The 24,583-nt window shown below is 68.0% G+C and carries 17 protein-coding genes; 11 read left to right on the top strand and 6 right to left on the bottom strand.

The genetic code is table 11. The features are described 5' to 3' along the window. Window positions 1–149 precede the first annotated feature (149 nt). Together AB0910_RS10750 and AB0910_RS10745 are read left to right on the top strand one after the other, a co-directional pair. Entirely contained in the window at window positions 150–656 is a 507-nt protein-coding gene (locus AB0910_RS10750) for an ImmA/IrrE family metallo-endopeptidase (protein WP_366744193.1), read from the top strand. Window positions 657–965: 309 nt separating this feature from the next. Next, window positions 966–1,784 carry a hypothetical protein gene (locus AB0910_RS10745; protein ID WP_366744192.1) on the top strand — a complete coding sequence of 273 codons (819 nt, stop codon included), beginning with the start codon at window positions 966–968 and terminating at the stop codon, window positions 1,782–1,784. Between the two features lie 117 nt (window positions 1,785–1,901). On the opposite strand, the gene AB0910_RS10740 is transcribed toward AB0910_RS10745, so the two are convergent. From AB0910_RS10740 to AB0910_RS10730, 3 genes are all read right to left on the bottom strand, one after another. Continuing rightward, complete coding sequence (locus tag AB0910_RS10740; protein ID WP_366744191.1) at window positions 1,902–4,004, bottom strand: hypothetical protein; 2,103 nt, start codon at window positions 4,002–4,004, stop codon at window positions 1,902–1,904. Window positions 4,005–4,035: 31 nt separating this feature from the next. Then, entirely contained in the window at window positions 4,036–5,931 is a 1,896-nt protein-coding gene (locus tag AB0910_RS10735) for a hypothetical protein (protein ID WP_366744190.1), read from the bottom strand. Between the two features lie 71 nt (window positions 5,932–6,002). Beyond that, complete coding sequence (locus tag AB0910_RS10730; RefSeq protein ID WP_366744189.1) at window positions 6,003–6,713, bottom strand: hypothetical protein; 711 nt, start codon at window positions 6,711–6,713, stop codon at window positions 6,003–6,005. A gap of 1,246 nt (window positions 6,714–7,959) precedes the next feature. Here AB0910_RS10730 and AB0910_RS10725 point away from each other — a divergent pair. Together AB0910_RS10725 and AB0910_RS10720 are read left to right on the top strand one after the other, a co-directional pair. Then, window positions 7,960–8,202, top strand: coding sequence for a hypothetical protein (locus AB0910_RS10725; protein WP_366744188.1), 243 nt, complete (start codon window positions 7,960–7,962; stop codon window positions 8,200–8,202). A gap of 191 nt (window positions 8,203–8,393) precedes the next feature. After that, window positions 8,394–12,419, top strand: a complete 4,026-nt coding sequence (locus AB0910_RS10720; protein ID WP_366744187.1) for a hypothetical protein — start codon at window positions 8,394–8,396, stop codon at window positions 12,417–12,419. 23 nt (window positions 12,420–12,442) lie between these two features. Here AB0910_RS10720 and AB0910_RS10715 read toward each other — a convergent pair whose 3' ends face one another. Further along, window positions 12,443–13,216 (bottom strand): SLATT domain-containing protein, encoded by a 774-nt coding sequence (locus AB0910_RS10715; protein ID WP_366744186.1) that lies wholly within the window; start codon window positions 13,214–13,216, stop codon window positions 12,443–12,445. 94 nt (window positions 13,217–13,310) lie between these two features. On the opposite strand from AB0910_RS10715, the gene AB0910_RS10710 reads away from it, so the two are divergent. The 6 genes from AB0910_RS10710 to AB0910_RS10685 all read left to right on the top strand — a co-directional run bounded on the left by AB0910_RS10710 (window position 13,311) and on the right by AB0910_RS10685 (window position 21,917). Next, complete coding sequence (locus AB0910_RS10710) at window positions 13,311–14,519, top strand: hypothetical protein (protein WP_366744185.1); 1,209 nt, start codon at window positions 13,311–13,313, stop codon at window positions 14,517–14,519. Between the two features lie 431 nt (window positions 14,520–14,950). Then, a complete protein-coding gene (locus tag AB0910_RS10705) occupies window positions 14,951–16,231 on the top strand; it encodes a hypothetical protein (protein WP_366744184.1) in 1,281 nt (426 codons plus the stop codon). Next, window positions 16,221–16,787 (top strand): hypothetical protein, encoded by a 567-nt coding sequence (locus AB0910_RS10700; RefSeq protein ID WP_366744183.1) that lies wholly within the window; start codon window positions 16,221–16,223, stop codon window positions 16,785–16,787. The genes AB0910_RS10705 and AB0910_RS10700 overlap by 11 nt, the downstream gene beginning before the upstream one ends. Before the next feature lie 4 nt (window positions 16,788–16,791). Beyond that, a complete protein-coding gene (locus tag AB0910_RS10695) occupies window positions 16,792–17,433 on the top strand; it encodes a hypothetical protein (RefSeq protein ID WP_366744182.1) in 642 nt (213 codons plus the stop codon). Beyond that, the gene (locus AB0910_RS10690) at window positions 17,426–20,494 is read left to right on the top strand and encodes a hypothetical protein (RefSeq protein ID WP_366744181.1); all 3,069 of its coding nucleotides are present in this window, start codon (window positions 17,426–17,428) and stop codon (window positions 20,492–20,494) included. Before AB0910_RS10695 ends, AB0910_RS10690 begins: the two co-directional genes overlap by 8 nt. Then, window positions 20,487–21,917, top strand: a complete 1,431-nt coding sequence (locus AB0910_RS10685; protein WP_366744180.1) for a Wadjet anti-phage system protein JetD domain-containing protein — start codon at window positions 20,487–20,489, stop codon at window positions 21,915–21,917. Before AB0910_RS10690 ends, AB0910_RS10685 begins: the two co-directional genes overlap by 8 nt. 65 nt (window positions 21,918–21,982) lie before the next feature. Here AB0910_RS10685 and AB0910_RS10680 read toward each other — a convergent pair whose 3' ends face one another. After that, window positions 21,983–22,399, bottom strand: coding sequence for a YjbQ family protein (locus AB0910_RS10680; protein WP_366744179.1), 417 nt, complete (start codon window positions 22,397–22,399; stop codon window positions 21,983–21,985). Window positions 22,400–22,454: 55 nt separating this feature from the next. On the opposite strand from AB0910_RS10680, the gene AB0910_RS10675 reads away from it, so the two are divergent. Continuing rightward, a complete protein-coding gene (locus AB0910_RS10675) occupies window positions 22,455–23,555 on the top strand; it encodes an FAD-dependent oxidoreductase (RefSeq protein ID WP_366744178.1) in 1,101 nt (366 codons plus the stop codon). 35 nt (window positions 23,556–23,590) lie between these two features. Here AB0910_RS10675 and mltG read toward each other — a convergent pair whose 3' ends face one another. Beyond that, complete coding sequence (gene mltG, locus AB0910_RS10670) at window positions 23,591–24,469, bottom strand: endolytic transglycosylase MltG (protein ID WP_366744177.1); 879 nt, start codon at window positions 24,467–24,469, stop codon at window positions 23,591–23,593. Window positions 24,470–24,583 lie beyond the last annotated feature (114 nt).

The raw sequence follows: 24,583 nt of genomic DNA, 5'->3' as shown, positions 1-24,583 counted from the left end.
ATGCGTTCCTCGGCGTGGCACCGCCTCGCCGCCCCGGGCCTGCTCAGGGCTTGCTCAAGTTCCGTTGAGGTCGGGCTTGGGGGTGATGCCCAGGAACCCAACTCGTGGCCTCGGACGTTGGCCGCTCGCCCCAGGAAGGGGCCTAGGAAGTGCGACGAGGGTTCAAGTCAGAAGCGGAACGGCTGGCGGACCGCGTGCGCACACAGCTCGGTGTGCCTTCCGATGCCTCCCCAGACATTCGTCAACTGGTTGAGCACCTGTGCGTGGAGGTGGTCGACGCACAGGAACTGGTCGGCATGGACAGCCTCCGAGAGCTCGAAGCACTGCAGCCCGGCGCGTTCTCCGCGGCCACCTTCCACCTGCCGGGTGGCCGCACCGTAGCCGTCTACAACCCCTGCAATGAGCCTGCACGCACCAAGAGCGACATCGCCCATGAACTGGCTCATGTCCTGCTCGGCCATGAGGTTCGCGAACTGCAGCAGATCGGGGGGCACACCTTCTTCACATGCGACCCAGAACAGGAAGGAGAAGCCAACTCGCTGGCTGCCTGCTGCTCCCCCGTCAGCTTCTGCTCCGCCACGCTTACGCCGGAGCAGATGCTGCCACCCTGGCAGCCGCAGCCGGCGTCAGCGTTCCCATGGCCCGCTTCCGCCTGAACACCAGCGGCGTCCTGCTCCAGGCCTGCCGTGGTCGGACAGCCGGTGGCCGCGGACGGTCTTGAGCGGCCTTGAAGCGAGAGTGGAACCTACCCATAGGGCACGCTACCCGCCGCCAGTTAGTCACCGAGCTGGAACTCAAACAGTGGGGCAGGTCAACCTGTCACCCGAGCCTGCACCAGACCCGACGATCACACCAGGTGCGGCGGCAGCACGCGGTTTGATGGTGGTTACTGTGAGCGGGCCTCCCGGGTGGATCGCCCGGGAGCCAGCGAATTGTGATCGATTGAGTGACGTGGGGAGCGGAGCATGGGTCGACTGCCCTCAAACAAGTATGCGGCGGTGTGCGCGGCCGGGCACTGCGAGGTGTACGTACAAGCAGGCGCCGGTGTCCGTGTCCGCCGGGGGGACCGGTGGCAGGTGTACTGCCCGGCCGATGCTCCGCGCGAAGGCGGGGCCGCCGCCGTGCAGCCAGCCGACGCTGGAACGGACGGTTTCGCAGCCAATCGGTTTGCGGGCCCGTGCATGGAGTGCTCGGTTCAGGTGGGGGCCGGGTCTGGTGTTCTCGTCCCCGACGACAACGGCAAGCGGGCCGTCCAGTGCCCGGTGTGCCAGGCCGTCGCGTTTCGGTGTGAACGCTGGGATGATAGCGACCAGTTCGGCACGAACCCCTGGATTACGGATGCGGTGCCGCCAGGATGCGCTGCAACTATTTCTCTGCGGATTCTGGCGCTGAACCGGGAGTGCTGGAAGTGCAAGGCGAGCACGGTGTGCGTGGTGGGGCTGTACCCGTCGCGTCCTGCCCGGACTGACCGCTGGGCCCGTTGGGTGGACGAGGACACGCGGGCCTGGGTGAAGCCACTGCTGGCCGGCGCACAGCTCGAAGGGATCGCCGAGTCGATCAAGCCGCGGTGGAGCTCCACTGTGAACGGGCGCTATCTGAGCAACGGGGGCCAGCGCTGCGACGCTCTACAGGGAGACTTCCCCGTGGAGGAGGAGGCATCCGATCTGGTCCGTGAGGACGGTGTGGACGCGCTGGACACTCTCCTGTCGGCACAGGTGCCCGCGCCGGTGTGGCAGCGTGTGGTCCACGGCGAGCGCGGATCCGGCAGTTCTCTGCTGATGTAAGGCGATGGCCCTCATGTGGCCTTGCTGCGATGGGTTGAGGGAGACCCACACCAGGATGAGTCCGGAGTCGATGGCAGACCCTACCCGGGACTTCCGGGCGGGCTGGTCAACTTCACTTTATGAGAAATCGCTTGGAGTAAAGCGGTTCCCGGTGACGATGCCTGCGACGACGGCGCGTTCCACCGTGGAGCTTGGAGGCCGGTGCGAGGTCACCCAGGCGAGCTCGTCCACGCGAAGGCTGCCGGCCTTTGTCTTCTCCGTCAGGTCGAGCACCAGCAGCTGTCCGAACGGGACGTTGGTGTTGCTGTACTCGGCTGCCTGCGCCAGGTACTTCCCTTCCAGATAGTCCCGATCACTGCTCGTCGGGTTCTTCTTGATCTCTGTCAGGTATCGGAGAGGTCCGAAGCTGACGAGGACATCGGCTCGGCCGAGGGCCTGGTTGATGGGCTCGACCTGGGCCAAAGTCCCCAGCTGTCCGGTGAGCAGCCACTGGAAGAAGTGATGCTGGAGGTCGTTCTCCAGAGGTACAGCGTCGCCGTCAGCCTTGTTGAAACGGCGCCGGTAGTCCCGGATCCGGACCCTCTTGTTGTGGGTGTCGAAGCGGCCCTCGCCGAACGCGGTAGCTGTATCGAGATCGGCTGCCGCTTTGAGGAACAGCAAGGTCTGCTCGACCAAAAGGGAAAAGGTGCGCCGTGTCTCACCGGTGAAGTCGGGGAAGGAGCTCAGCTGTGCCAGGAACCGGTTGAGCAAGGGCACCACGACGGGGTCGGAGTTGCGTAGCCGGGCGAGGTCCTCGGTGTAGGTGAGGCCGTCGATCTTTACCAAGTCATCGTCGCTGATGTTGCGTGCGAGGGCGGAGGCGACATCGATGCCGAGCTTCCTGACGGTGGTGGGCGCAAACCGGTAGGCGCGTTCCACGTCGTTCTCCGAGGGGTCGCTCTCATCCGCGCCGTCCCCGGCAGGTGTGTGGGCTTCGCGCCCGGCCAGCGTCGCCGTGGAGGCGATACGGCGATCGATGTTGGCCACCAGGGCTGCGGCAGTTGGGTGGTCGAAGCCGGTCCCGGGGTGCTGTTCCGGTGCAGTAGCGGCACGCCGCAGCGTAGCCAGCAGCGCCTGGCGCCGCAGGAAGGAGTCTTCCATCGCGGGCTCGACCAGCAGGGCGAGCCCTGAGCCGTCTCGACTGCCCAGCGGGCGCACCGTGCGGGATGCGCTGTAGGCACTCAGGACGTCGTCCAGGGCCGTCCACGGCTCCATCCAGACGTCGTCCTGCAAGAGCTCTGCGGCACGGTGCAGGCGCAGGACGAGTCGGCCCCAGGCTACTTCCGCCGCGAGTTGAGGCTGCAGCCATGCGGGTTGATGCATGCCCCAGTGCCCCGCGTCCCTGCGGTGCAGCGCCGTATCCAGGCGCGCCGCTGCCGTGGCGACTGCCGTCGCGTTCCCGGCGGTGAAGGCGAGGACGGCGTCGCAGACAACCGCGTACACCTGGGCGTCATGGCGGGCTTCCTCCGCGGCCTCGGCCGCGTTAAACCATTCCCGGGCGGTGGTGATGTGCTCACTGACCTCGTCCAACGACCGCGCGGACAGAGCGGATCGCAGGTGGTCGCAGCCGAGTTCCACGAAGGCGTCGACGTCGCTGGCTTCGTCGCCGGCAAGTTGGGTGAGCAGGGAGCGCACGGTCTCGGTGATGAGCTGTTCGTCCTGGGACCAGCAGTCCAGGGCGAGACCGAGAATGCGCGGAAGACGCTCGAGGAAGTCCTCGGGGCCGTGTGTGTCCAGCTCTTCGAGGGTGCCCCACACCTTTATGGGGCTCACCATCTTGGAGACGGCGAGCCGGACTGCTCCCTCCAGCCGCGCGGCCGCCAGGAGCGGCACGGACTGGATTGCGTCGAAAAGGCCGGTCAGGAGGGCTCCGTTGAGGGGCTTGGCCAGGGCCTTCGCCGCGTTCGTACTGCCGAGCAGCGTCTCCAGAGCCGAGGTCAGGTGCAGGACGCTGAGCTGCCGGGCAAAGCCGGCGGAGAACTGCGCCGCCGCCTGGTCCCATACGCGATCGCCACGGTCGAAGGCGTGGGTGATGGCCTCAGCGAGCAGTGGCGCATAGGGGCCGGATGCGACCTCTTCGACTTCACCGTGTACCACGGTTTCGGATAGGCCCACCGCTTCGAAGGTGATCATCTGGCCGGAGTCCGCCAGATCGTTCAACCGGCCGGCGAGCTGCGTCATGACTGGCCTCCCTCCGGCGGCGTGTTCACCGTCACCACAACGGTTTGCCTGCTGCGGCTTCCAGGATGCGATCGTCTCGGAGCACGTCGTGGGCCAACACCGAGTCTGCGGTAGTGATCAGCACCTGGAGGTTGGATTCCGCCGCCAGGATGAACAGCTCCCGCAGCAGGGTGTGGGCATCCAGGTCCTGGACCTCCTCGGCCTTCGGGCTATCGATCAGGAGCAGACCGGGATGTGTGGAGATCCCGTGCCGGGCACCTACCCGCAGCAGCGCGATCACCACGGCGATGCGCAGACGCAGCCGCTCACCCGCGCTCTGCTTGCCGAACCAGTCCTCGACGCTGCCGTCCTTGACGACCTTCAGCCGGGCCGCGCGGTCGATCTCCACTGCTTCCAGAGAGGTGATGCCGAACCTGCGTCCGAGCTGCAGGATCTCCTTGTTGACCTCCGCGAAGAGGAGAGAAGCTGCGCTCTTGCTGTCGCCTTCGAGTACCCGGGTGCCAGCTTCCAGGACCCTGATCGTCGTCTGCTCGACCGGGTCTTCGGTCACTGCCGGAAGCTGCGGGAACACCGACAGCGCGCCCTCCAGCCGCAGTACTGCTTCCTGCGCCAACAGCCGCTCAGGCAGCTGCGTGACGGCGCGGGCCTTTCGCAGCCGGTCCTCGACGGCCGCCAGATCGTGGGTGAGGCGGGCAAGGGATGCCTCGGCCTCCTCCAGCGCCTGGCGTGCTTCCGTCTCCGCGACGGTGGACTCCGACAGCCGTTGGCTGGCCTCAGCGGTGACTTCCTCGGGCGTCTCGTCGTCCCCTGCGACGGGGCGCAAACATACGGCGCACGCGTGCGAGTGCCGCTCCTCGGACTTGCGGTCTTCAGCGATCTCCTGATCACAGCGGGGACAGGCTTTGGGGTCCAGACCGTGAAAGAGCACCCGTGCCGTGGCGCTCTCGGTGACATCGTTGAGGGTCTTTGCATCGCGCTGCCGCTGTTTGCGTGCCCTACGGTGCGCCTGCATCAACTCCTCCCACAATTCCCGGGAGTCGGCGACCTGGCGGGCCAGTTCGGCTGCCTCTACGGCTAGTTCGGCCAGCGACTTTCCGTCGTCCGCCGGACCCAGGGCCGCGAGTCGTGCGCGAGCCGCGCCCAGGTCGGCCTCGACTTGATCCCGCTCGGCCTGGCGTGCGCTCACTGCCCCTTCCGCCGCGACCCGACGGTTCTTGTACTCGGCGGTGCGCACGTCGTAGGCAGTCTTGACGCGGGTCAGGGTCGCCGCGGCCGGCAGATCCAGGAACACTTGCAAAAGCCGGCCTGGCAGACCGCTCATGATCTGGTCCCCCAGCAGCGCCTTGTCCCCACCGGCGGGCAGGTAGATCGCCCCGTAGTACGACGGCCAGCCGTGCGTCTGCGTACTGGTCTCCTTAAAGGAGTTGACCAGGGGTTGCAGATCGAGCCGGTCCATCATGAGGGCCTGGACCCGGCTGGCGTAGCTGTCCGAACTGTCGGCCCTGACCGCGGGCGTGACGTCGCGTGCCGCATCGGGCGTACGCACGGCCTGAAGCGCCTGGACATCCGGAGCCATCAGAACGACAGCAGAAGTGATCTCCCCGTCCCTGAGGTCGAGCCGGAAGCCCATCGGCTGCCCCGCGACCACCACGTCGAGGTCCAACTCGGTCAGCCAGTGCCGTACTCCGGCCTGCAGGCCCCGGGGAACACCACGCAGGCACCAGGTGATCAGCTCCAGGACACTGGTCTTGCCCTTCAAGTTCGAGGCCACCAGGGCAGTGAGCCCTGCGGAGAAACGCAAGGTCGTGTCAAAACGACCGGGGTCAAGGCTTCCCGTGCGCACACCCGCCACCCGCAGCCGATGCAGCCGAAGCCCCCGCGGCCGGGCCGGAGTGTTCACCAGCGGAAGACCGTACGTGTTGAACACGTCGCGAACATTCTCGACGGTCGCCCTCGAAGCGACGGCGATCCTGGACTCCAGTGACGCCTCAGTGCCCCTCACGATTCCCCCGCCCCCACGCTGTTCATCTGTGCCTGAGCCCGCAACCTATCCAGTCGCTGCCGTGCCTGTGTGCTCACGGAAGCGATCCGTGTGCCGCGCGCTGTCTCGGCGTACTCGCGCTGCAGGTACTGCCGGGCCTTCAAATCGCTACCCCCCAGCCCGTCGGCGAGAGCGATGACCAGGGCAACCCTGTCGACGTAGTACGTGAATGCGGGCGCGGAGCTGACGATCTCGTGGACTACCTGCCGACCGGCGCTCAGCAGGTAGTAGTCGTGCTGGCGGACGCGGTTGACAGTGCCCCGGCGCCGCCGGACCACAAGACCGGCACTGCGCAGCACAGCGAGGGCGTCGTCCAGCGGCTCGTACGCGCCGAAGTGGTGGCGCAGCATCGGGTATCGGCGGACCTCCGGCTCCTCCGAGTCCAAGATCCGGCCAGCCCACCGCAGGAGGCCGGGCTCCTGGCTGCTCTCGTAGTCGGTGAGCAGCTCATCGGCCAGGTAGTCCGGATTGCGGAGCCAAAAGTCCAGCTTCTGCAGTCTCACCTGCGTCCGGACAACGCCCACAGCGTCCGTGAGTCCCGGGTCGGCGAGGTCGGCTTCGGTCGGGGCCTCGCTCGCCCCGTCGATCAGGAGCAGGATCCGTACGGCGTCCTGCTCTCGGCTCGTGACGGGGGCGTCGTCTTGTGATTCAGCAGCCTGATCGTCCACCGGACTAAGTTACCCCTCGTCAATCGATCAGGAAGCCCCTCGCGCCTTCTTGGACAACTGCTCGACCTGGTGCCGCGTTCGCACCTGATGTCCTACGCCGCCGAAGTCTTCCGCGACCTGAAGAACCCGAAGGTGGCGCTGACCTAGAATAAGTAGGCTTCCGCGATGGCCCCCGACGTCTTCACCTGCTCAGGCGGCATGCGCTTGGCCATCGTCGGCGCCGGCCATCTCCAAGCCCGCGACCTTGAGCACGGCCATGCCTCGGCCGGTCCGCCGACATCCTCGCCCGCGTCCAGTCCTCCCGACCAAGGACTACGTCCGCAAGTTCACCACCGAGCTCGCCCCGTGGCGACGTGAGCAGACTGTCCATGAATTCGTCCAGCGCACCCGCAAGGAGCTTGGGGAGAGGCCTGAGTCAACTGCACGATCCGAACGGGGTCTCCCTCAACGTGAGGCGGGTGACCACATCACCCGCTTCGGTCTGCCGTGTCAGCTGTGAGCGCAGCCGTTCGATCTCGTCGTGCTGGGCAGCCAACCGCGAGATCGCTAGCACCCTGAACTCGGTCAGCTTCGCCAGTTCGCTGTCTCGCCGGGACACCCGGTCCCTCAGCTCGGCATTCTCCTTCTTCAACCGTTCGAGCTGCCCGGCGCGGGGATCGACGATCTCGCCAGCGTCCTGCAGCGCCTGGACGCGGGAGGTGAATTCCTCGGCCAGATGCTGTTAGGCGCCCGGCCGACTTGTGTCGTCACGGTTCCGTTTCGCGTAGAAGCCAGTGCGGGTCACGCCCGAGAGCAGGGCGAGCGTCTCCAAATCGGCCTTGTCGTGAGCGTTGAGCCGCGGCACGTTACACCGTCCCTTCCAGCACCGGGGTATCGACTTCGGCGACCACGCGCAGGGCACGCTCGCGCTCGGGGATCAGCCGCTTGCGCTCGCCCGGCGACACCCGCGGGCTATCGATGAACACCGTGAGCGACTCGGCTTGCCCCGCCCACACCGGCCTGTGGCAGGGATGGTGTGTGGCCTGCGGGCACCGAGCCGAGTCGCACATGCCCACTAACGACTTCGTGGCGTCAGGGGTCCCGGCGAGCCGGAGGCACAGTGCTTTGGTCGGGTCACGGAACCAGCAGAAGGTGGCCGGCCCGACGTGCAGGGTCTGGGCCTGCTTGCGTAGGAGGCTCTCCAGGTGGGCGTCGTTCGCGAGGACCTTGGGGTGGGACCGGCTGCTTCCTTGAGTTCCGCATCCACGTGGGCGAAGGCCTCGATCAGGCTCCGTGCGCCGGGGCCAGCGGGCAGGCGGCCAGCCTGGATGTCGCGAAACGCCTGCACCGTCAGCTGGACATGGTGCTCGTCCTCGGCCTCCTCGATCTCGGCGAGGAACAGCCGCTGCGATCCGCCGGGGCGCAGCTCGACGGCTGCAGCTCGACCGGGGACTGCACTGCCCCCGAGTTATCTAAGTTGCTGACCCTCGACTCCACCAAACTCCGTTAAGACAACCCACACCCTATGATTCCGACGGCAGTCTCCCTAGGGCTACGGTTCCACACCCCTCCTCTTCCCCCCTCACCCTGGTGCCAGCGCGGCGGTGGCCTGTGCAAGCCTGCACGTGATCTTCAAGAAGCGTGACCGGCTGTAGCTGGGAAGCCGCACGGCCTCCCAGCTGGGTCTGCAATGCTTCTCGGATGACCAGCAAGAGCAGAGGACAGCACAGCAGGGTCAAGTCTTCTGTCCCCGCTCAGCCAAACGAACTGGGCGGCGGTCCCGGGGAGACCTTGTGGGCAACCACGCGGTCGGGAGCACGGGCCGGACGTGGGTTCCACTATCAGGACGCTGTCGGGGCCTGGCTGTGCGGCCGCGTCATCTCCGGTGCACTCGATGCCGATCGCATCGTCCCCGAAGGCCTGGAAGACCTCTCATGTGAGGGGCCGACGCCCTGGCACGTGCAAGTGAAGTCCCGCCAGGAACGGATGGGCGACTTCACCGCTCCGGAAGTTGCTGGGCATCTTGTCACCATGGCGCTAGCACACACGAAGCGCATCAAGGCAGGTGTGGCAGGCCGGTCCCTTCTTGTGCTAGAGCGGCCGATCGAAGGTGAATGGCTCACCCAGTGGGGCGCTCCCCTGAGTGACCTCCCGCAAGGCCACCGATTACTACAGGCGTTCAACGCCAATGCCGCCAAGGCCGGCCTGAGCAAGGACGGCATCGACGCATGGTGCAATGCCGCCAGTCTCTACGTCTTGCCTTGGCGTGCCGCCGCCGAGGACACCCGCAGCGCTGTAGCCCATCGACTCGGGCTGATACCGGCAGCTGCGGAGACAGTCGTCCTGGCTCTACGCAGCGCCGTCGCACGTCAGGCCGATGCCAACGCTGAGACAAGCCTGCAGGGAGCAGCAGGGCTGAGTCGAACGAATATTGCACGGATGGCAATCGAGGTCGCTGAAACGATCGACCACGCATCACTGGAGGAGGCACTGACCACTGGCCTCTGCGAGCCGGTGGACTTCGACCGACCGCTCTCGTCAGCCGGCTTCCACGAAGGCATCGACGTGCAGCCTGGCCACATCGCTGCCGGTCTTCCGGCTCCTCGCCCGACCCTAACCGGGCAGGCAGCAGACGCGATCCATCGAGGTCAGAGCGTCCTCGTGACCGGCCCCTCTGGTATCGGCAAGTCCACCGTGATGTGGACGGCCGCCTACGTGACCAGGCATGTGCTCTGGCATCGCATCAGGCGGCTGCAGGCCGACGACGCTGTCCCTCTGGTGAGGCTGGCGAAGGCGTTGCAGCCCTCGGTCCGTTCTCCGGTCGGATTCGTCGTTGACGGCATCGGCATCGGAGCGGCCGAGGCGTGGGATGTCCTGTACCGCGAGCTCGCCCCTATCCCTGGTGTCCTGCTCCTGGGCTCGGTCCGGAGCGAGGACCTGCTGCCCCTTCAAAGCCGGGCCGACTGTACCCAGATCAAGGTGACCCTCGATGAGGAGGTCGCTGAGCAGATTCACGCCGGGCTGTTGGCTACCGGAGCCACGGCGGCTGCGCATTGGCGAGAGGCGTACAACGCGGCAAACGGATTGACCCTGGAGTTCACTCACCTCCTCACCCGCGGGCGAAGGCTCTCGGATCTCCTGTCCGAGCAGGTCGAACGGCGAGTCATCGAAGGGCGAGAGACAGAGATCGAAATCCTGGCCAGGATTTCGATCGCCCACCGTTGGGGCGTCGATCTGCCCGTACGAGCACTTCAGCAGCAGCTGGAGCTGGGAAACACGGACCTCCGCATAGCGCTGTCCCGCCTGGCTGATGAGCACCTCATTCACGAGCGGAGCGGACGGCTGTCCGGGCTGCACCAGCTTCGCTCGGCACACCTTGCCGACGCCGTGCACGCGATTCCACCGCCGGTCTTGGACGAGACCGTACTCGCAGTGATGCACATGCTGGCAGACTCACAGCTTCAGCCGTTCATCGCCGGCGTCCTCGCCGACCACCCCGAGCTGGATTCCGTCGTACTGGACCAGATCGCAGTCCGACTCGCCAACCGCCCCTCGGTGGAGGCGACCATCGGCGTTCTGCAAGCTCTTCGCCTGGTCGACGTCAACCGCATCGCGGCCGCCTGGCTCCGAATCCTCGACCGGCACCGGATCCCACCCGCGTTGCGCCGCACCACCATCCAGTTCGCGCTCGTGGACGGAGAGTTGCTGCCACAGCTCAAACCCGAGATCGCTGCGGCCATCACTGAGATCCGGGCAGCCGATTCGTCCGGTTCGCCACTGCGCGACAGACTCGCGGAGCGACTCGGCACGGCAGCCATCAGCCTCCTCCTGTCGGAGTGCGGGGAGCCGGTCGAATCTCAGCGGTTGCTCGCCGTCCTTGCCGGGACGGCTCTGGATCTCACGGATTGGCCGGCAACCCTCTCCGGTTCCCCGTTCAGTCAACTGCTCGCCAATGCACCGGTCGATCTCCTGGGAGACATTCTTTCCACCGCCTGGGCGGCGTCGGTCCCCCTGGCCGAAAAGCTGTTGAAGATCGCGGGTGGAGAGGAGCACGTGCTACGGGCCATTACGGCCCATTCGCCGTGGATCACTGAGGCGTCCGTCGTCAATCGTGAGGGCAGCCGGGTCGCGTTCGCCCGCCTGCTTCTCGTGTCGGATCAGGCGCGGCCGGACGCGGAACGAGAGGTCAGAGAGCTCGGGCGGCTGCTGCTGCGCTGTCTTCCACAGTGCGACAGTGTCGACGTCCAGAATCTGACGCCCGGCGGCCTACCCCTCACCATCGGTGACTTCACCAGCGGAGTCAGCCGCCTGAAGCGGCAGTTCGATAGACCCTCCGCCTCGATGGCGTGGACACGCACGCGCGCGTTGATCGGTGCAATGGTGGCTGGCCAAGCCGACTGGACCACCCGAGCCGCGACCGCAGCCTCTTCACTCCCCGTGCTTCACCGGTATCTGACGCATCTGACCCGGATCTGGTGCGTCGGTCGTGGTCGGCCCAAGGATGCCGAGGACCTGCGCACGGCGCAGGCAGCGCTACAGAGTTGGGCCGCCTCACTGACGCTCCCCGTCGACACTTCCTTTCTGTCCACGCTGCCTGTCGGCGATGACGTGCCAGGAGGTGGAGCCGACCACCTGCAACAGCTCATGAACGGAATTGCCGAGAACCTCACGGCAAGGCTCGTAGACCCCAAGGGGTACGCAGCGCTAGCCAGCTACGTGGGCGACTCCCTGACGCACCTCGCCTTGCAGGTACGGGATGAGGAGCGCTGGGACCTCATCGGCCAGGAGCCTCCGGATGTCCTCGATCACCTTGTGAGCACGCTCTCCGACTTGCACGCAGTTCTGGCCGAACTCGCCTGGGGCACTCTCGAACCTAGGAAACTCACAGCCACGGCGCGGTCAGGGCCCTCCGCACAGGCACTCGGTCGAGCAGCAGACCTCGCCCGCCGAGCTGCCGGTGTGCGGGCAGAGACCGTGCCTCTGAAACTCCAGTCTCATGCCAGGTCAGCAGGGCTCCATGTCAGCCTGTACACCAGACCCATCTCCGAGCCAGACTCAACGGAGTGGCCCGCCGTGGAACTCGCAGTGGGCGTAGAGCTCGTCGAACTCATCCAGTGGCCAGCGGCAGTGGAGCAGCTGTGCTCGCTCCTGAAACACGATCCAGGCACCCAGGGCAGCCGTAGGTCTGTCCTGCTCGTTCCTCTCTGCGACGGCAAGCCGGTAAGGCTTTTGGCGCGACAGCTTCAGACGACTCCGTGGCCGGGATTCGACCTGTTCGACACTTGGAGCGCCGACCTTCCCAAGGCACACCCGACTCCTTTCGCCGATGCTGCCATCGCCGCCCACCAGGCCCTCCAGTGCCTCTCCGGCCTGGCTCACCTCGCGACCCTGCGGGACACGGACCCGAGACACCAGAAGACCGCCGACGAGGCGGTGAAGCATTTCCAGCAGGCACGCCTCGTGATCGCGGGCCTCCGCCAGGGGGATCCGGTCATCAGTATGACTCTCGACTTCCTCGACACCCTTGCTCGTCGGGTCGAGAGCGAGATCACTGAGAACCCATCCGTCGAAAACTCTGACGTAGCCAACCTCGCAAGCGCCATCGCTCAAGGAGCAGTCGGCCGTACAACAGAGGACTATCTGCAGATGGAAAGCATGATAGCCATCACCCTGCAATGGGACCTCGATCCCGACCGTGCGGCACGACTTCTCCAAGCGACCGACTAATGAAGGCCTAAGCGCGCCGAGGATCAGTCGGCCAGCCGCCGATCGAGAACCACAGGCCGGACATGATAAAGTATCACGCCTACGGAAGCCGGGCGCACTCGGCTGCCGTAGGCGCAAGATCTCAGATGTGGGGACGGCCCGAAAACCGTCGGCCGCTGCGCACAGCGCGATGCTGGCAGCCTGCCTGCCAACCGCGTAGAAGAGATCCGACGTCCCGGTAGGCCGAAGTGTCGGGTATGCCCCGGGGGAAATCGGAAACGAAGCGCGTGCCGATACTGGCGTTCGTGTACGAGCCTGCCGACGACCTGCCCTTCGGGACGGTCGGCATCGCGCTCGACCACGCGGCCGGGGCGCGCGGCCTGCTGCAGCTCGTCCCGCCGCTCCCGGCCTTCCGCGTTGGAGAGGGTGCCGGACATCAGGCCGGCAATGAGGGAAATGTAGAACTCTCGGACCTCCCACAGCCGAGAGGCGATGCCGCGGTGGGCCTCGGACTCCTCCTCGAACTTGAAGGTCTTCGTCCCAAGGCTCATCCAGCTGACCAGGAGCGCGATAGAAGAGGTCACGAGGCTCGTGAGCACTGCGTTGCCGAGCAGGCCGACCACCGCCGCCAGGAAGGTGCCCGAGCTGATCGCGGTGAGAGCAATGGGGACACCCTGCTGCCACCGGTGCTTGGTGAAGCAGATGTCCGCTTGCGTCTCATAAGTCTTGTGGCTGAAGACCACGCGCCCGAAGGCCTCTCGCATCTGCGCCAGAAGGTACGGGTCGCGGTCAGGTACCGCGTCGCTCTCGGGTGTCAATTGGTCCCTACTCGGTCGAGGACTGCTGGACATGCGCCTGAAAGTCAGTTGCGCATCTTCTGAGTATGGCGGCGACCACTGACACTGCGAGTAGGTGAATTCACATGACGCCGCGCAACACAAGCTGCCAAGCTGTGCACCCGTGATCACACGGATACGCAGCCGGGCCACCGAGGTTCGCGCCAGGCTGGAAGCGCACCGTCGCGGCTTCCAGGAAGGGTTCGACAGCGCACGACGGCGCCACAGCCGCGCGATGCTGTCCGACGTGCAGCAGTCGCTCAACGGGATGCAGGCCGGCTGGCAGATACCAAGAGCCGTCGCAGACGGCGTACAGGCGTGGGCGTTCAGCGCTGCTTTGTGGTTTCCGTTCCGCAAGTGGTGCTTGCGGATGGCGTTCGCGTTGTGGTTCGTCGTGCTTCTGGTCGCCACCGAGTACCCGTTTGATCATGCGAGCCTCGCATCGCTCTCGGGGAACGCCATCGTCGACACGGCACCATGGCTGAGGCTCAAGTCAATCTCGCTGTGGCATCACCCCGGTCTCGCTCTCGAATTTCTTCGCCACCTTGCGATGAGATGGATCTTCATCGTCTTGATCTTGTACGGGCTGTTCCGATGGGCGCCCAATGCCGAGGTCCACCGCCGCCTGGAGCCTCCCCAGTGGACACACCCACTGCAGCGGTTGATCAATTCCCTGGTGTGGGCTGCGACGTTGGAGCGCAGATTCCGATCAACCGCGGCGCTCGCCTACGCAGCCAACCGTTGCGGGGTTGCCTATACGACGCCGAGGACTCCTTGGGGGCCGTCAGCTGCCGAAATGGCAGAACGGGCACTACTGAACGCGGAACGGACCGTACTGAATGCCTGGCGACGCTGGCCCAGACGGAGCCAGCGTGCGGTAAAGGACCGAAGAATGGCCCTACAACAGCACGCGGGACTTGTCGCGGCCGCCCTCAGGAAGGAAGCCCGACGCCTTGACGGGCCCGACTGCGACGAGGCGCTGAAGCGGATCGCGGAGATGCTGATCACCATCGGCGAGCGCTACTCCGACGGCCACTTGGGGGCACTGCTGCCGGAGAACGACCTGGAAGGACTGACGGCAGTCCGGCATCGTGAGGGATGGCAGCTCACCCTCATGGTGGGCGGCATCGTTGCCGTGACAGGTGGCGCGGTGGCTGTCGGCCTCCCCGATGGCGCCACCGCCGTGGCGATACCCGCCCTGGCAGGGTTGGTGATGTGGTGGACCAATAAGCGAAGGGGCGGTCGCGAAACTCACGAGGCATTCGATCTCTTTCGGCCTCGGTGACACGACCAATGCCCGCTTGTCCTCAGCTTTAGGTACAGAATTGCTGTTGGGCGTATCGGTAATCCACGGGTGAGGTGTGGCAACGAAGCACCTCATGGACGCTGTCGCGCTCGCCGCAATCTTCCCGGCACCCGTTGCCCTACAGAGCCAGGTCGAAGGCCGCTCGATGCTGAAGGCCGCTCGATGCTAATGAACGCCTTCCCTGTGGTCGTGGAGAAGTTCGGGACACCTACGCCTGGGCAGAGGTGTCCCGCTCCGGACTTGCTCGTGAAGGACAGCATCTCGGTCCACGCCGGAACGGCGTGCAGCCGGAGGGGCGAGAATTGGCCAGGCTGTGACCGGTGTTGTGCTTCAGGCTCTGGAGCAGCAGGTGGGGCGTAATGTCGGTAGTGGGGAGTTGCTGACGCACCATGGGGGGACGCTTGGCCGGTATGCGCGGGCAAGAGGGGCCGGACCTGTTCTCCGGTTCGCATCCTGAGGATGACTTGCAGGCACAGTTGCCTCCTTTCATCGCTCCTGTCGCGGCATCTCGCGGTGCGGTGGTAGAGGACGCCACGTCGTTGCGGATCGCCGAGGCCATCCACGACGCGTTTGGTGATCTGTCGTCCGAGCGAGGCTTGACGCGTTCCGAGCTCGAGGCGGCCTGCTCTGCGGTGGCTGGTCCGGAAGCGTTCGAGCAGCGGTTCGGGGTGTTCGTCGCGCTGCGGCTGCTGGAGCGGGTGCGGGAGAAGGCACACGAGGGCCGCTACGTGTTCAATCCCACCAGCGGCGCCGCGCTGCTTGTCTTCGAGCGTCTCGCCGAGGCCGGTGGGGTGGAGGAGATCATGACTCTTCTTGACCGGACGCAGCGGGATGTGGCCGACGGAGTACTGGACGAGAAGGAGCTGGTGCGCAGGCTCAGGCGTGTGCGGCGCGACTTGCGTATTACCACGGACTACCTGCTGCGACGCGTCCGATCCCGCCCGATCGAGGAGCTGCTCGGGCAGCGTCATCATCATCGTGCGAAGGCGGCGCTGATGGTCAACGCCCGGCAGTTGGTGGAGATGGTGTCCCGCGGCTTTCCAGGGCTGCGGGCGGATGGGACACACCTGATCCGGGAAGCGCTGCGCTACTCCGCGGCCGTCGACGAGTTCTATGACCGGCTGCTGGCCCAGGCCACTACGCGGCGGGACTTCAGCATGCTCCCGGCGGAGCAGTATCGGACGGCTGCACTGACGTCGTCGATGGCGGCGCTGGCCCGTGTGTTCTCGGAGGTGGTGTTCGATCCGCCCGCAATGCAGGTGTCGCCAGCGGGGATTTTGGAGGCGGCCGAGAAGCACCGTCCGCCCGCTCCACGGAGGCGGGCCGCTCCCCCACCGGAGCCGGCGCCGGGGCCCGATCCGGTCGAGACGGCGCGGGCGCGTGCCGCTGCACTGCGGGAACAGCGTCTGGCCGCGATGGAGTTGCTGATCGGCGGGCGGGACGAAGCGGACCTGACGCAGGCGCTGCGGGGCCGGTCGTGGAGGGCGGCTGTCACGATGCTCGCCCGAGTTCTGCGTGCCTCGGCTGACCCGTCAGTGCCGTTCATGGTGGAGGTGTCCGGCGGGCTCGCGATCGATCCGGCCGGACCGGTGACGTACGCGTCTCCGGTGTCGCTGTTCCGTGTCCCGCAGGACACGTCCGCCGTCGATGAGCTGTCACAGACCCTGCCGGAAGACACCGATGAGCGGTGACGACGCATACCTGCTGGCCCGGGCGCGGGCCCTGCGGGTGGTTCTGGTGCCGGACGAGGCATACGTACTGCAGCACCTGGGCCGTGCGGCGGAGGCTGTGGAGCGGAGACTGGTCGCCCTCGCTGCGGTCGACGGTGCCGCAGGGCTTTTGGTGGCGTGGGGGCAGGATGTTGAGCTGGCCGGGGTCGGCCAAGAGCGGGGCGGCACGCACCGGGAGGCTTCGCCGTCGGTGCTGCTGATGCTGGGGGCGTGCCTGCGGGCGTGTTGGACGGATGTGGAACACGCCCCCTACCCCGGCACAGCTGCGGCCGAGGAGGACGTGCTCGCCGCGGTCGTGCCGCCCGATGCGATAACGGTGCGTACGGGCATCGCACAGTTTGCGATGACGGCCCCGTACCGCAAAGCGCTGCGGGTGTTGCGGGCGTGCGGGTATCTAGCCGCAGACGCCGGGGACGGCATGGTGCGGCTGGGGCCGGTGGTGGCGGCCTGGCCGGAGCGGGACGTGGACGAGCTGCGCCGCGGCTATCCGGTGCTGCCTCATATCGGAGAAGGGTAGCGGCGTGAATACAGGGTTGTTGGAGGCGTTGTCGCCGCAGCGCCAAGCGGATGTGCAGGCCGCGGTGTACGCGGTGGAGACGTCGATGCTGCCGGTGCCCGCCTCCGGCTACCGGGCGTTGGCCGAGACGCCGCTGCGGATGGTAGTCGAGAGCATGCTGGCCTCGGCGGGCCGGACTCTCCTGGCAGTCGGCCCCGGTTATTTGTCCGGCTACGACGATAAAATCCGCGGGCGGCTGGTGCGGGAGGGGCTCGGTGTCCTGCCCGTCGAGGACCGCGCAGTGCTGACGCTGGTCGTCCTGTTCTCCGTGGTCATCCCACGGGCGTCCGGTGCGGTGCTCCCGGGGACGTTGTGGACGCAGGGCGAGCCGGTGCGCAAGGAGCGGTTGCGGGAGGCCGCCGTCTCCGACGGGGTCCTGGACGCTGCCCTGAGGCGACTGGCCGACGCCGATCTGGTGCGCTCGGGCCGGCCGGGGCTGTTGCTCGGGCACCAGTTCCTGCGGCTGACGCCCCGGATCGAGACAAGGCTGTTCGAGGAGCTGGTGCTGCTGGCGGACCCGCACGGGGCGCTGGCCGAGTCCATCCAGCGTCGCCGGGAGGGGCCCGGCGAGGTTCGGAGCAACGGCAGGGAGGCGAGCGGTGGTTGAGGCACTGCCCGGTCTGGATGAGCGCGGGGTCGTCGGGGGCCGACATCTGGTCGCCCTGCAGACCTTCGACATCGCACGGCTGACCACGCACGCGGTGCCGGTGGTGCCGGAGGGGTTCATCGCGGTGTCTGGCATGGGGCCGCGCGAGGACTCCAACGGCTCCGGCAAGACCTCGTTCCTCATCGCGGTCTCCGTACTGCTGGCTGATCCGCAGTGGCGATTCGAGTCCAATGGCGGCCGGTATGCCAGCGAGATCCTCTTCAAGCCTGATGCCGCAGGGGTGGACCGGGCCCAGCAGGCGTCGGCCGCACCGCATGGCTATGTGATCGGGGTCTTCGCCGAGCCGGACCGTGCTCCTGCGAGCGCCCTGACGGTGTGGGTTCGGATCGCGACCACCGCGCCCTACGTGCAGGCCAAGTGGGCGCGGGGACTGCATTTGGCCGACGGGGCCACCCACACCGAGCGCACGCAGCAGGCCGACGCGTTGTGGCGCGAGCTGGGCGGCGGAGTGGTATCGGCTCGCCGGATGGCTGGGGAACTGTACGGCAACGCCCCTCGGTGTCTGACCTATCTCGATACAGCACTGCGTCCGGCCGTGCCGTCGCTGCTGAGCCAGCAGCTGTCCGAGATGGAACCGGAGGCGATCGGCGCCTCGCTGATCGCGCTGTCGGGAATGACCGAGCTGCTGGAGCAGGAGGAAACGCTGCGCGGGCAGGCGCTGGACCGCCAAGTGCGCATGGCTCAGATCCGCAAGGAGAACGAGGAGGCGGACACCGCGGACGAGACCGTCCTGTCGGGCGTGCGTGCCCGGGACGCGGCCCGGCTGGCCCTGGAGGAGGGGCATTCGCAATGGCGGCAGTACGTCGCGGCCTGCTACGTACGGGCCACCGAAGCAGACCGGGAGCTCGTGGCCAAGGGCGGCGGGCTGCGTAAGACGGCCGCGCAGTGCCAGGAGGACGCCCAGGGCACCCGGGACGGCCTGGATTCGCTCCGCGCGGCCACCGGTCTGTCCGAGGCAGCAGGAGTGGCCCGACAGACCTGGTCAGACGCCCAGGACCTGCTGCGGCAGGCGGAACGCCAGCGCACCCAGCTGGAGACCCGCAAGGAGGACCTGAAGGGGCAACGGACGAAACTTCTGCCACAAGCAGAAGGATGGCAGGGCACACCCGTCGACACGGCCCGGCAGCAGCTGGAGGCTGCCCGGGGCCGGGAGTTCACCGCCGGCCGGGACCTGCAGGATGCACAGGAGACGATGAAGGCCGCCGAGCGGGTGCTGGCCGAGGTCGAGCAGGGCCGGCACGGGCAGGCCGGTGCCGCCATCGCCGTCCTGGAGACCGTGGGCATCGGCGCCGTGGGACTGCTGGACCAGCTGCATCTGTCCGAGGCGGCACGCCCAATCTGGGAGCCCCGGCTGAGCCCGTGGCGCGACGCCGTGGTGGTGGACGCGGGACAGGCGGACGAGGCACTGGAGGCCCTGCGTTCGCTGCCCGGAGCTCTGGTCGTCGTCGGCGATCCTGCCGGTGCCCCGACCGCCATGTTCGACGGTGTGAGCAGCGATCGTTGCATCTCCAGTTTCCTCACCGCCCTCGAGCAGCGCCTCGCGGTGCTGTCCTGCCCGTCCGGGGCGCGCGACGATCGCCTGCGCCTGACGGTGGTCGGCGGGTTCGCCGACCCGCTGGCCGGGCGGGCCCTGCGGCTACAGCGCGCCCAACAGGACCTGGAGGCCCGCATCGGCGACGTCGAGTCCGCGCAGGGCGTCCAGCGGGAGAAGCGGGCAGCACGGGTACTCACCGAGGGCGAGCACCGGGCGGCGGAAGCGATGCAGCAGCTGGACGAGCTGCAAGAACGCGAGATGGAACTCGACAAACAACTCACCTCTGTCGTCGAGGCCATGGGAGAGGCTGTCGATGACGTGGCACAGAAGCTGGCCGCCTACGAAAAGGCGAGAGATCTGGCGACCAGCCACGCGGAGAAGGTGAAGACGGCCGCGTTGAAGGCCCGGGCGGCGGCGGAGGCCGCGCGGGCGGCCGACCAAGCGGTCGCCGCGCTCGAACGGGATCGCGGGCGTCTGAAGGTGGAGGCCTGGCATTCCCGGTGGGGCGGCAACCTTGAGCAGGCCGCCGCCGAACTGGCCTCGCTCGAGGGACGATCGCCCCGCCCCGGGCTCCTGCATCGTGCAGCCGAGGCCCGGCTGCGTCTCGCCTACGAACGCTACGGGCTGCGCGAGGGCCAGCCTGCCGACATGCACGAAGACCTACTGCACGGCATGCGGCTGTGCCACGACCTGGCCGCGCAGGACCCAGCCGCGCTGCCCACAGTCGGGTTCGAGGACGCAGCGGCCCCCTTGCGGATCCGGCTCGACGGCCAGGCCGACATGGACCGCGTTACCGCCGCCCTGATCGAGGCCGAACGCGCGCTCCGGCAGGGCGCCTGGGACGAGCTCGTCGCCGGGGTCGCGGAGAACGCCCAGCAGCTCACCACCCTGCAAGACATGATCGAGCAGCATCTCGACGGCCTGTTCAAGCAGATCGACCAGGCCTTCAACCAGCTCGACCAGCAGCGCACGGGCGGGCACGGCGCCGCACTGGAGGTGCTCAGCGTGCGGCCCGACGGGCCGCGCCCGTGGCGTTGGGAGGTGACACCCCGCTGGAAACGCTCGCCCTACAGCAGGTTTATCTCCTACCGGGAGAACGCCAATAGTGCCCAGGTGAAGGTGTATGCCGTGCAGTTGGTCCTGGCCGCGCTGCTCGCCGATTCTGAGCCCCAGGGGCGGGTGCTGATTCTGGACGAGCTGGGCAACAGCCTGGGCGAGAACAACCGCAAGGACCTGCTGGCCTCCCTGCGGGACGTCGCGGCGCGGCGACGCATCACGATCCTGGGCACCTGTCAGGACAGCGTGCTGACCGATGCCGCCGACGTGTGCGACGAGCTGTTGTGGTTCACTCATGCCTCCGCGTCGAACGTCTACAACCAGCCCACCTCCGCCTGGGCCTACGACGCCGACACGGGGCGCGTCGAACTGACCGCCGATTGGCTCACGGCAGGACGCCCGCATGTCTGAACGCGAGGCCGGTGCGCTGCGGTTCCCTCTCCTCATCGGAGAGACGCACGGCCGCGAGCCCGTCCCCCTGCCCGGGCTGCCGGCTGGCGTCATCGCCGTCACCGTTCCCCGTGTCACCCGCACCGAGGACCACCTCCCGGATGTCCGGGTCCCCCGGGACCGCAAGGGCCGCGTCAACACCCGAGAAGTGGATCTCGTCGCTGCAGCCCCCGTGAACGGCTACGCACCTCCCCCAGGCCTGAGCACACGCGACTTGATCAAGGTGCTCACCACGGGCGACCACAAACGGTGGGCCACGATCGAGGGCGACTTCGGCGACCGGGCCTGGGACGTGACCGCCGCGCTGATCCAGTGCGGGGCCATCACCCTGCGGTGCCGCGTCGAACGGGCCGTCCGCTACGCACCGCGGCTGTGGCGGCTGACCGAGATCTGGGAGGACGTCCGCGAGGACAAGCTCGACGAGCTCCGCGGCCGCCCCGACGCCCTGGCGCTCCATGCCGAACTGATCGAGGCAATGGCGCAGGTTCCGGAACTGGCCGACGAACGGGAACTGCTGGAGGGGACGCCGCCCGGACGGACTCTGCAGGTACCGGCCTCCAGCACGAGCGGGACCGGGGACTGGCGCGTCTACGAGATCGCCGTGCGCGCCGCATGCTTTTGGTGGCCCGCGCACGACGGCCCCCAACCCATCACCGCCAAGGCCCTGGCCGGCAACGCACTGCGCAACACCAAGAGCGCCTGGACCGCCTCCCGCCGGCAGGCCTTCGCCAACCTGATCGGCAGGCCCTTCGACCGGGCCGTCGAAGAGACGGACACCGAACTGCGCATCCGCGGGCCGCTCCAATGGCGCGTCGGCTCCGTCGTCGCCGACGCGGCCGCCTGCCGTCCCTGGCTTGGCCTGCCCGCCCGCGGTCTCCGAGTCCTGGGAATGATCGACTGCGACGCCGACGGTATCGTCCTCGTCGAGAACGAGGACGCCTTCCAACAGGTCTGCAAGATCCCCGAGATCGTCGACCACTGGCTGTGCATCTGGGGCGCCGGATACGCCACCGATGGACTCGTCGAATTCCTTCGCACCATGACCCCACTGCCCGTTGCCGCCTGGCAGGACCTGGACGCCCACGGTATCCGCATCATCCACAACCTCACCGAACGCATCGAACGCCACGTCACTCCCGTGGGCATGGACGTCGAGCTGTACCGAGCCGGCCCCAAGTACAAGCAGGAGCCCAGCAAGCTCGAGAAGAACCGCGAGCTCGCCTCCGAACTCGCTCTGGAGGGCCCCCTGGCGCTGCGGGAACTTGCCGCGGAGATCGCCGCCAACGGGGGTGAGGGGTGTGAACACGAAACCCTCTACGCACAGGTTCTGCCCACACTCAGTGCGCGGCTGAACGATGTCCTCGCACGGCAGCCTGAACGGTGAGAACCCTGCCCGCGGTCGCCGTGTCGCGGTCCTACTCGGCAGCGGCTGACATGCAGTTTGAGGATTCAGTTGAACCAGGGACTCGAGTTGTCTAAGTTGCTAACCCTCGACTCGACGAGGCAGACCGACTGCCACGTGCCGAGTTCCAGGTGGCCCTCGATGACGGGGAGGGTGGCGTGGGGCGGGACGAGGGCGGGCAGGACGTGGTCGCGGCCGTGGCCGGGAGTGCCGTGGCGGTGCTGCCAGCGGTCGTCGGCGGGGAGCAGGTCGCGCAGGGCCGCCAGCAGGTCGGTGTCGCTGCCCGCGCCCGTCTCGATGAGGGCGATGCCCGCGGTGGCGTGCGGGACGAAGACGTTCAGCAGGCCACTGCGGCCCGCGGCGGCCTCGCGCAGGAAGCGCTCGCAGTCGGCCGTGAGGTCGGTGACGGTCTCGCGGCCGCCGCTCGTGATGTGCAGGGTCTTGGTGGTGAAGGTGTCCGGCATGGTCTCCATCTTTCCCCGTGGGGAAGAGGGATGCCCGCCGCGGCGTTCCCCTGGCGTGAACGGATTCGGTGGGCGTGCGGTGGACGTCGTGGTGGTGGGGGCCGGGCAGGCCGGCCTGTCGAGCGCGTACCACCTGGCCCGTAGGGGTTTCGTGCCGGAGCGCGACACCGTCGTGGTGGACCACGCGCCGGGGCCGGGCGGCGCCTGGCAGTTCCGGTGGCCCTCGCTGACGTACGGCAGGGTCCACGGCATGCACGCGCTGCCGGGGATGGAGCTGGAGACGGGCCGGGCCGAGGCGCTGCTGCCCTCGTCCGAGGTCGTGTCCGGGTACTTCGCCGCGTACGAGCGGCGTTTCGGCATCCGGGTGCACCGGCCGGTGGACGTGCCCGCGGTACGGGAGGGGCCCGGCGGGCGGCTGCGGGTCGAGACCTCCGCGGGGGTGCTGCTGACGCGCGCGCTGATCAGCGCCACGGGCACCTGGGACCGGCCGTTCGTGCCGCGCTACCCGGGGCAGGACTCCTTCCTCGGCCGCCAGTTGCACACCGCGCGGTACGCGGGGCCCGAGGAGTTCGCCGGGCTGCGGGTCGTGGTGGTCGGCGGCGGCGCCTCGGGCACGCAGCACCTGATGGAGATCGCGCCGCTCGCCGCCTCGACCACCTGGGTCACCAGGACCCCGCCGGTCTTCCGTGCGGGGCCGTTCGGCGAGGAGCAGGGCCGGGCCGCGGTGGCGCTGGTGGAGGAGCGGGTGCGGCAGGGGCTGCCGCCGCGCAGCGTGGTCTCCGTGACGGGGCTGCCGCTGACCGACGCGGTGCGCCGCGCCAGGGCGGCGGGCGTCCTCGACAGGCTGCCGATGTTCGACCGGATCACGCCGTCCGGTGTGGCCTGGGACGACGGCAGGAGCGTGGACGCCGACGTGATCCTCTGGGCCACGGGCTTCAGGCCCTCGATCGGCCATCTCGCGCCGCTCGGGCTGCGGGAGCCGGGCGGCGGTGTGCGGGTCGAGGGGACGAGGGCCGTACGGGACCCCCGCGTGCACCTCGTCGGGTACGGGCCCTCGGCGTCCACGATCGGCGCGAACCGGGCGGGCCGGGCGGCGGTCGGCGACATCAGGCGGCTGCTCGCGCGCGAGCGGGACGGGGCGGGGGCCGCGGCCTGAGGACCGCGGCCCCCCTGGGGTCCTGCGCCGGTGCGTCAGCTGCGCCTGTTGGCGTTGAACTCCCGCACGTTCTGCTGCTGTTGGGCGTAGCTCGTGGCGAAGCGCGTGTCGCCGTCCCGTACCGTGACGAAGTAGAGCCAGTCGCCGCGCGGCGGCCCGCTGACCGCCTTGATGGCGGTCTCCCCCGGGTTGCCGATGGGGGTGGGCGGCAGCCCCTTGTGTGCGTACGTGTTGTACGGGCTGCCGGTCCTGGTGTCGGCGGTGGTGGTGTCCAGGGTGGAGCGGTGCAGCGCGTAGTTCAGTGTGGAGTCCATCTGGAGGGGCATGTCCCTGGCGAGCCGGTTGAGCACGACGCGGGCCACCTTGCCCATGTCGGCCGGGGTCGCCGCCTCCGCCTGCACGATGCTGGCCACCGTGACCGCCTGGTAGGGGGTCATGCCGTTGTGTGCCGCGCCCGTCCTGACGTGGTCGGCGGCGAGCGTGCGGTTGGCGGTGTCCACCATGAAGGTCAGCAGGCTCGTCGGTGTGGTGTGCTCGTCGACGGGATAGGTCGCCGGGAAGAGGTAGCCCTCGGGGTTGCCGCGTGCGGGCCCCGCGAGTTCGAGGTGGGCGCGGGCCGCGGCCCTGCGGGTGGTGCCGGGCGGTACCGCGAGCGCCTTGTCGACGGACGCGTAGACCGCGCCGGCCCGCTGCCCCTCGGGCACGACCAGGGTGGCGGGCCGTCCGCTGCCGCCGTTCCCGCCGGTCAGCAGCAGGACGGGGACGGTGAAGGCGGCACCGAGCACGAGGACGGCCGCGGCCAGCAGGGCGAGCCTGCCGCGCCGCGTCAGGCGCGGCCTTGCGGTGCGCAGGCGCCGGGGGCCCGGTCGTGGCCCCCGCCTCGACCCTGGGCGGCGATACGACCCTTTTGTCATATCGAAACCGTAACGGGTCGCTGCCGCCGTTCCCGGGAGGCGCGGGACCCGCTTCCCCCGCGGGCCCGCCACCCTCAGCCCGGGGCCCCCGCCATCGGTCCGCGTCCCCCGCGG

This window comes from Streptomyces sp. NPDC047002 (assembly GCF_040704505.1).
Lineage (GTDB): Bacteria > Actinomycetota > Actinomycetes > Streptomycetales > Streptomycetaceae > Streptomyces.
The sequence above is the reverse complement of the archived record's forward strand: the minus strand, read 5'-3'. Positions and strand labels throughout refer to the sequence as shown.

Excerpts from the sequence above, each read along its gene's own strand:
- AB0910_RS10745 (WP_366744192.1), top strand. The coding sequence starts at position 966 with ATGGGTCGACTGCCCTCAAACAAGTATGCGGCGGTGTGCGCGGCCGGG.
- AB0910_RS10740 (WP_366744191.1), bottom strand. The coding sequence starts at position 4,004 with ATGACGCAGCTCGCCGGCCGGTTGAACGATCTGGCGGACTCCGGCCAG.
- AB0910_RS10720 (WP_366744187.1), top strand. The coding sequence starts at position 8,394 with ATGACCAGCAAGAGCAGAGGACAGCACAGCAGGGTCAAGTCTTCTGTC.
- AB0910_RS10705 (WP_366744184.1), top strand. The coding sequence starts at position 14,951 with ATGCGCGGGCAAGAGGGGCCGGACCTGTTCTCCGGTTCGCATCCTGAG.
- AB0910_RS10700 (WP_366744183.1), top strand. The coding sequence starts at position 16,221 with ATGAGCGGTGACGACGCATACCTGCTGGCCCGGGCGCGGGCCCTGCGG.
- AB0910_RS10685 (WP_366744180.1), top strand. The coding sequence starts at position 20,487 with ATGTCTGAACGCGAGGCCGGTGCGCTGCGGTTCCCTCTCCTCATCGGA.
- AB0910_RS10680 (WP_366744179.1), bottom strand. The coding sequence starts at position 22,399 with ATGCCGGACACCTTCACCACCAAGACCCTGCACATCACGAGCGGCGGC.
- mltG (WP_366744177.1), bottom strand. The coding sequence starts at position 24,469 with ATGACAAAAGGGTCGTATCGCCGCCCAGGGTCGAGGCGGGGGCCACGA.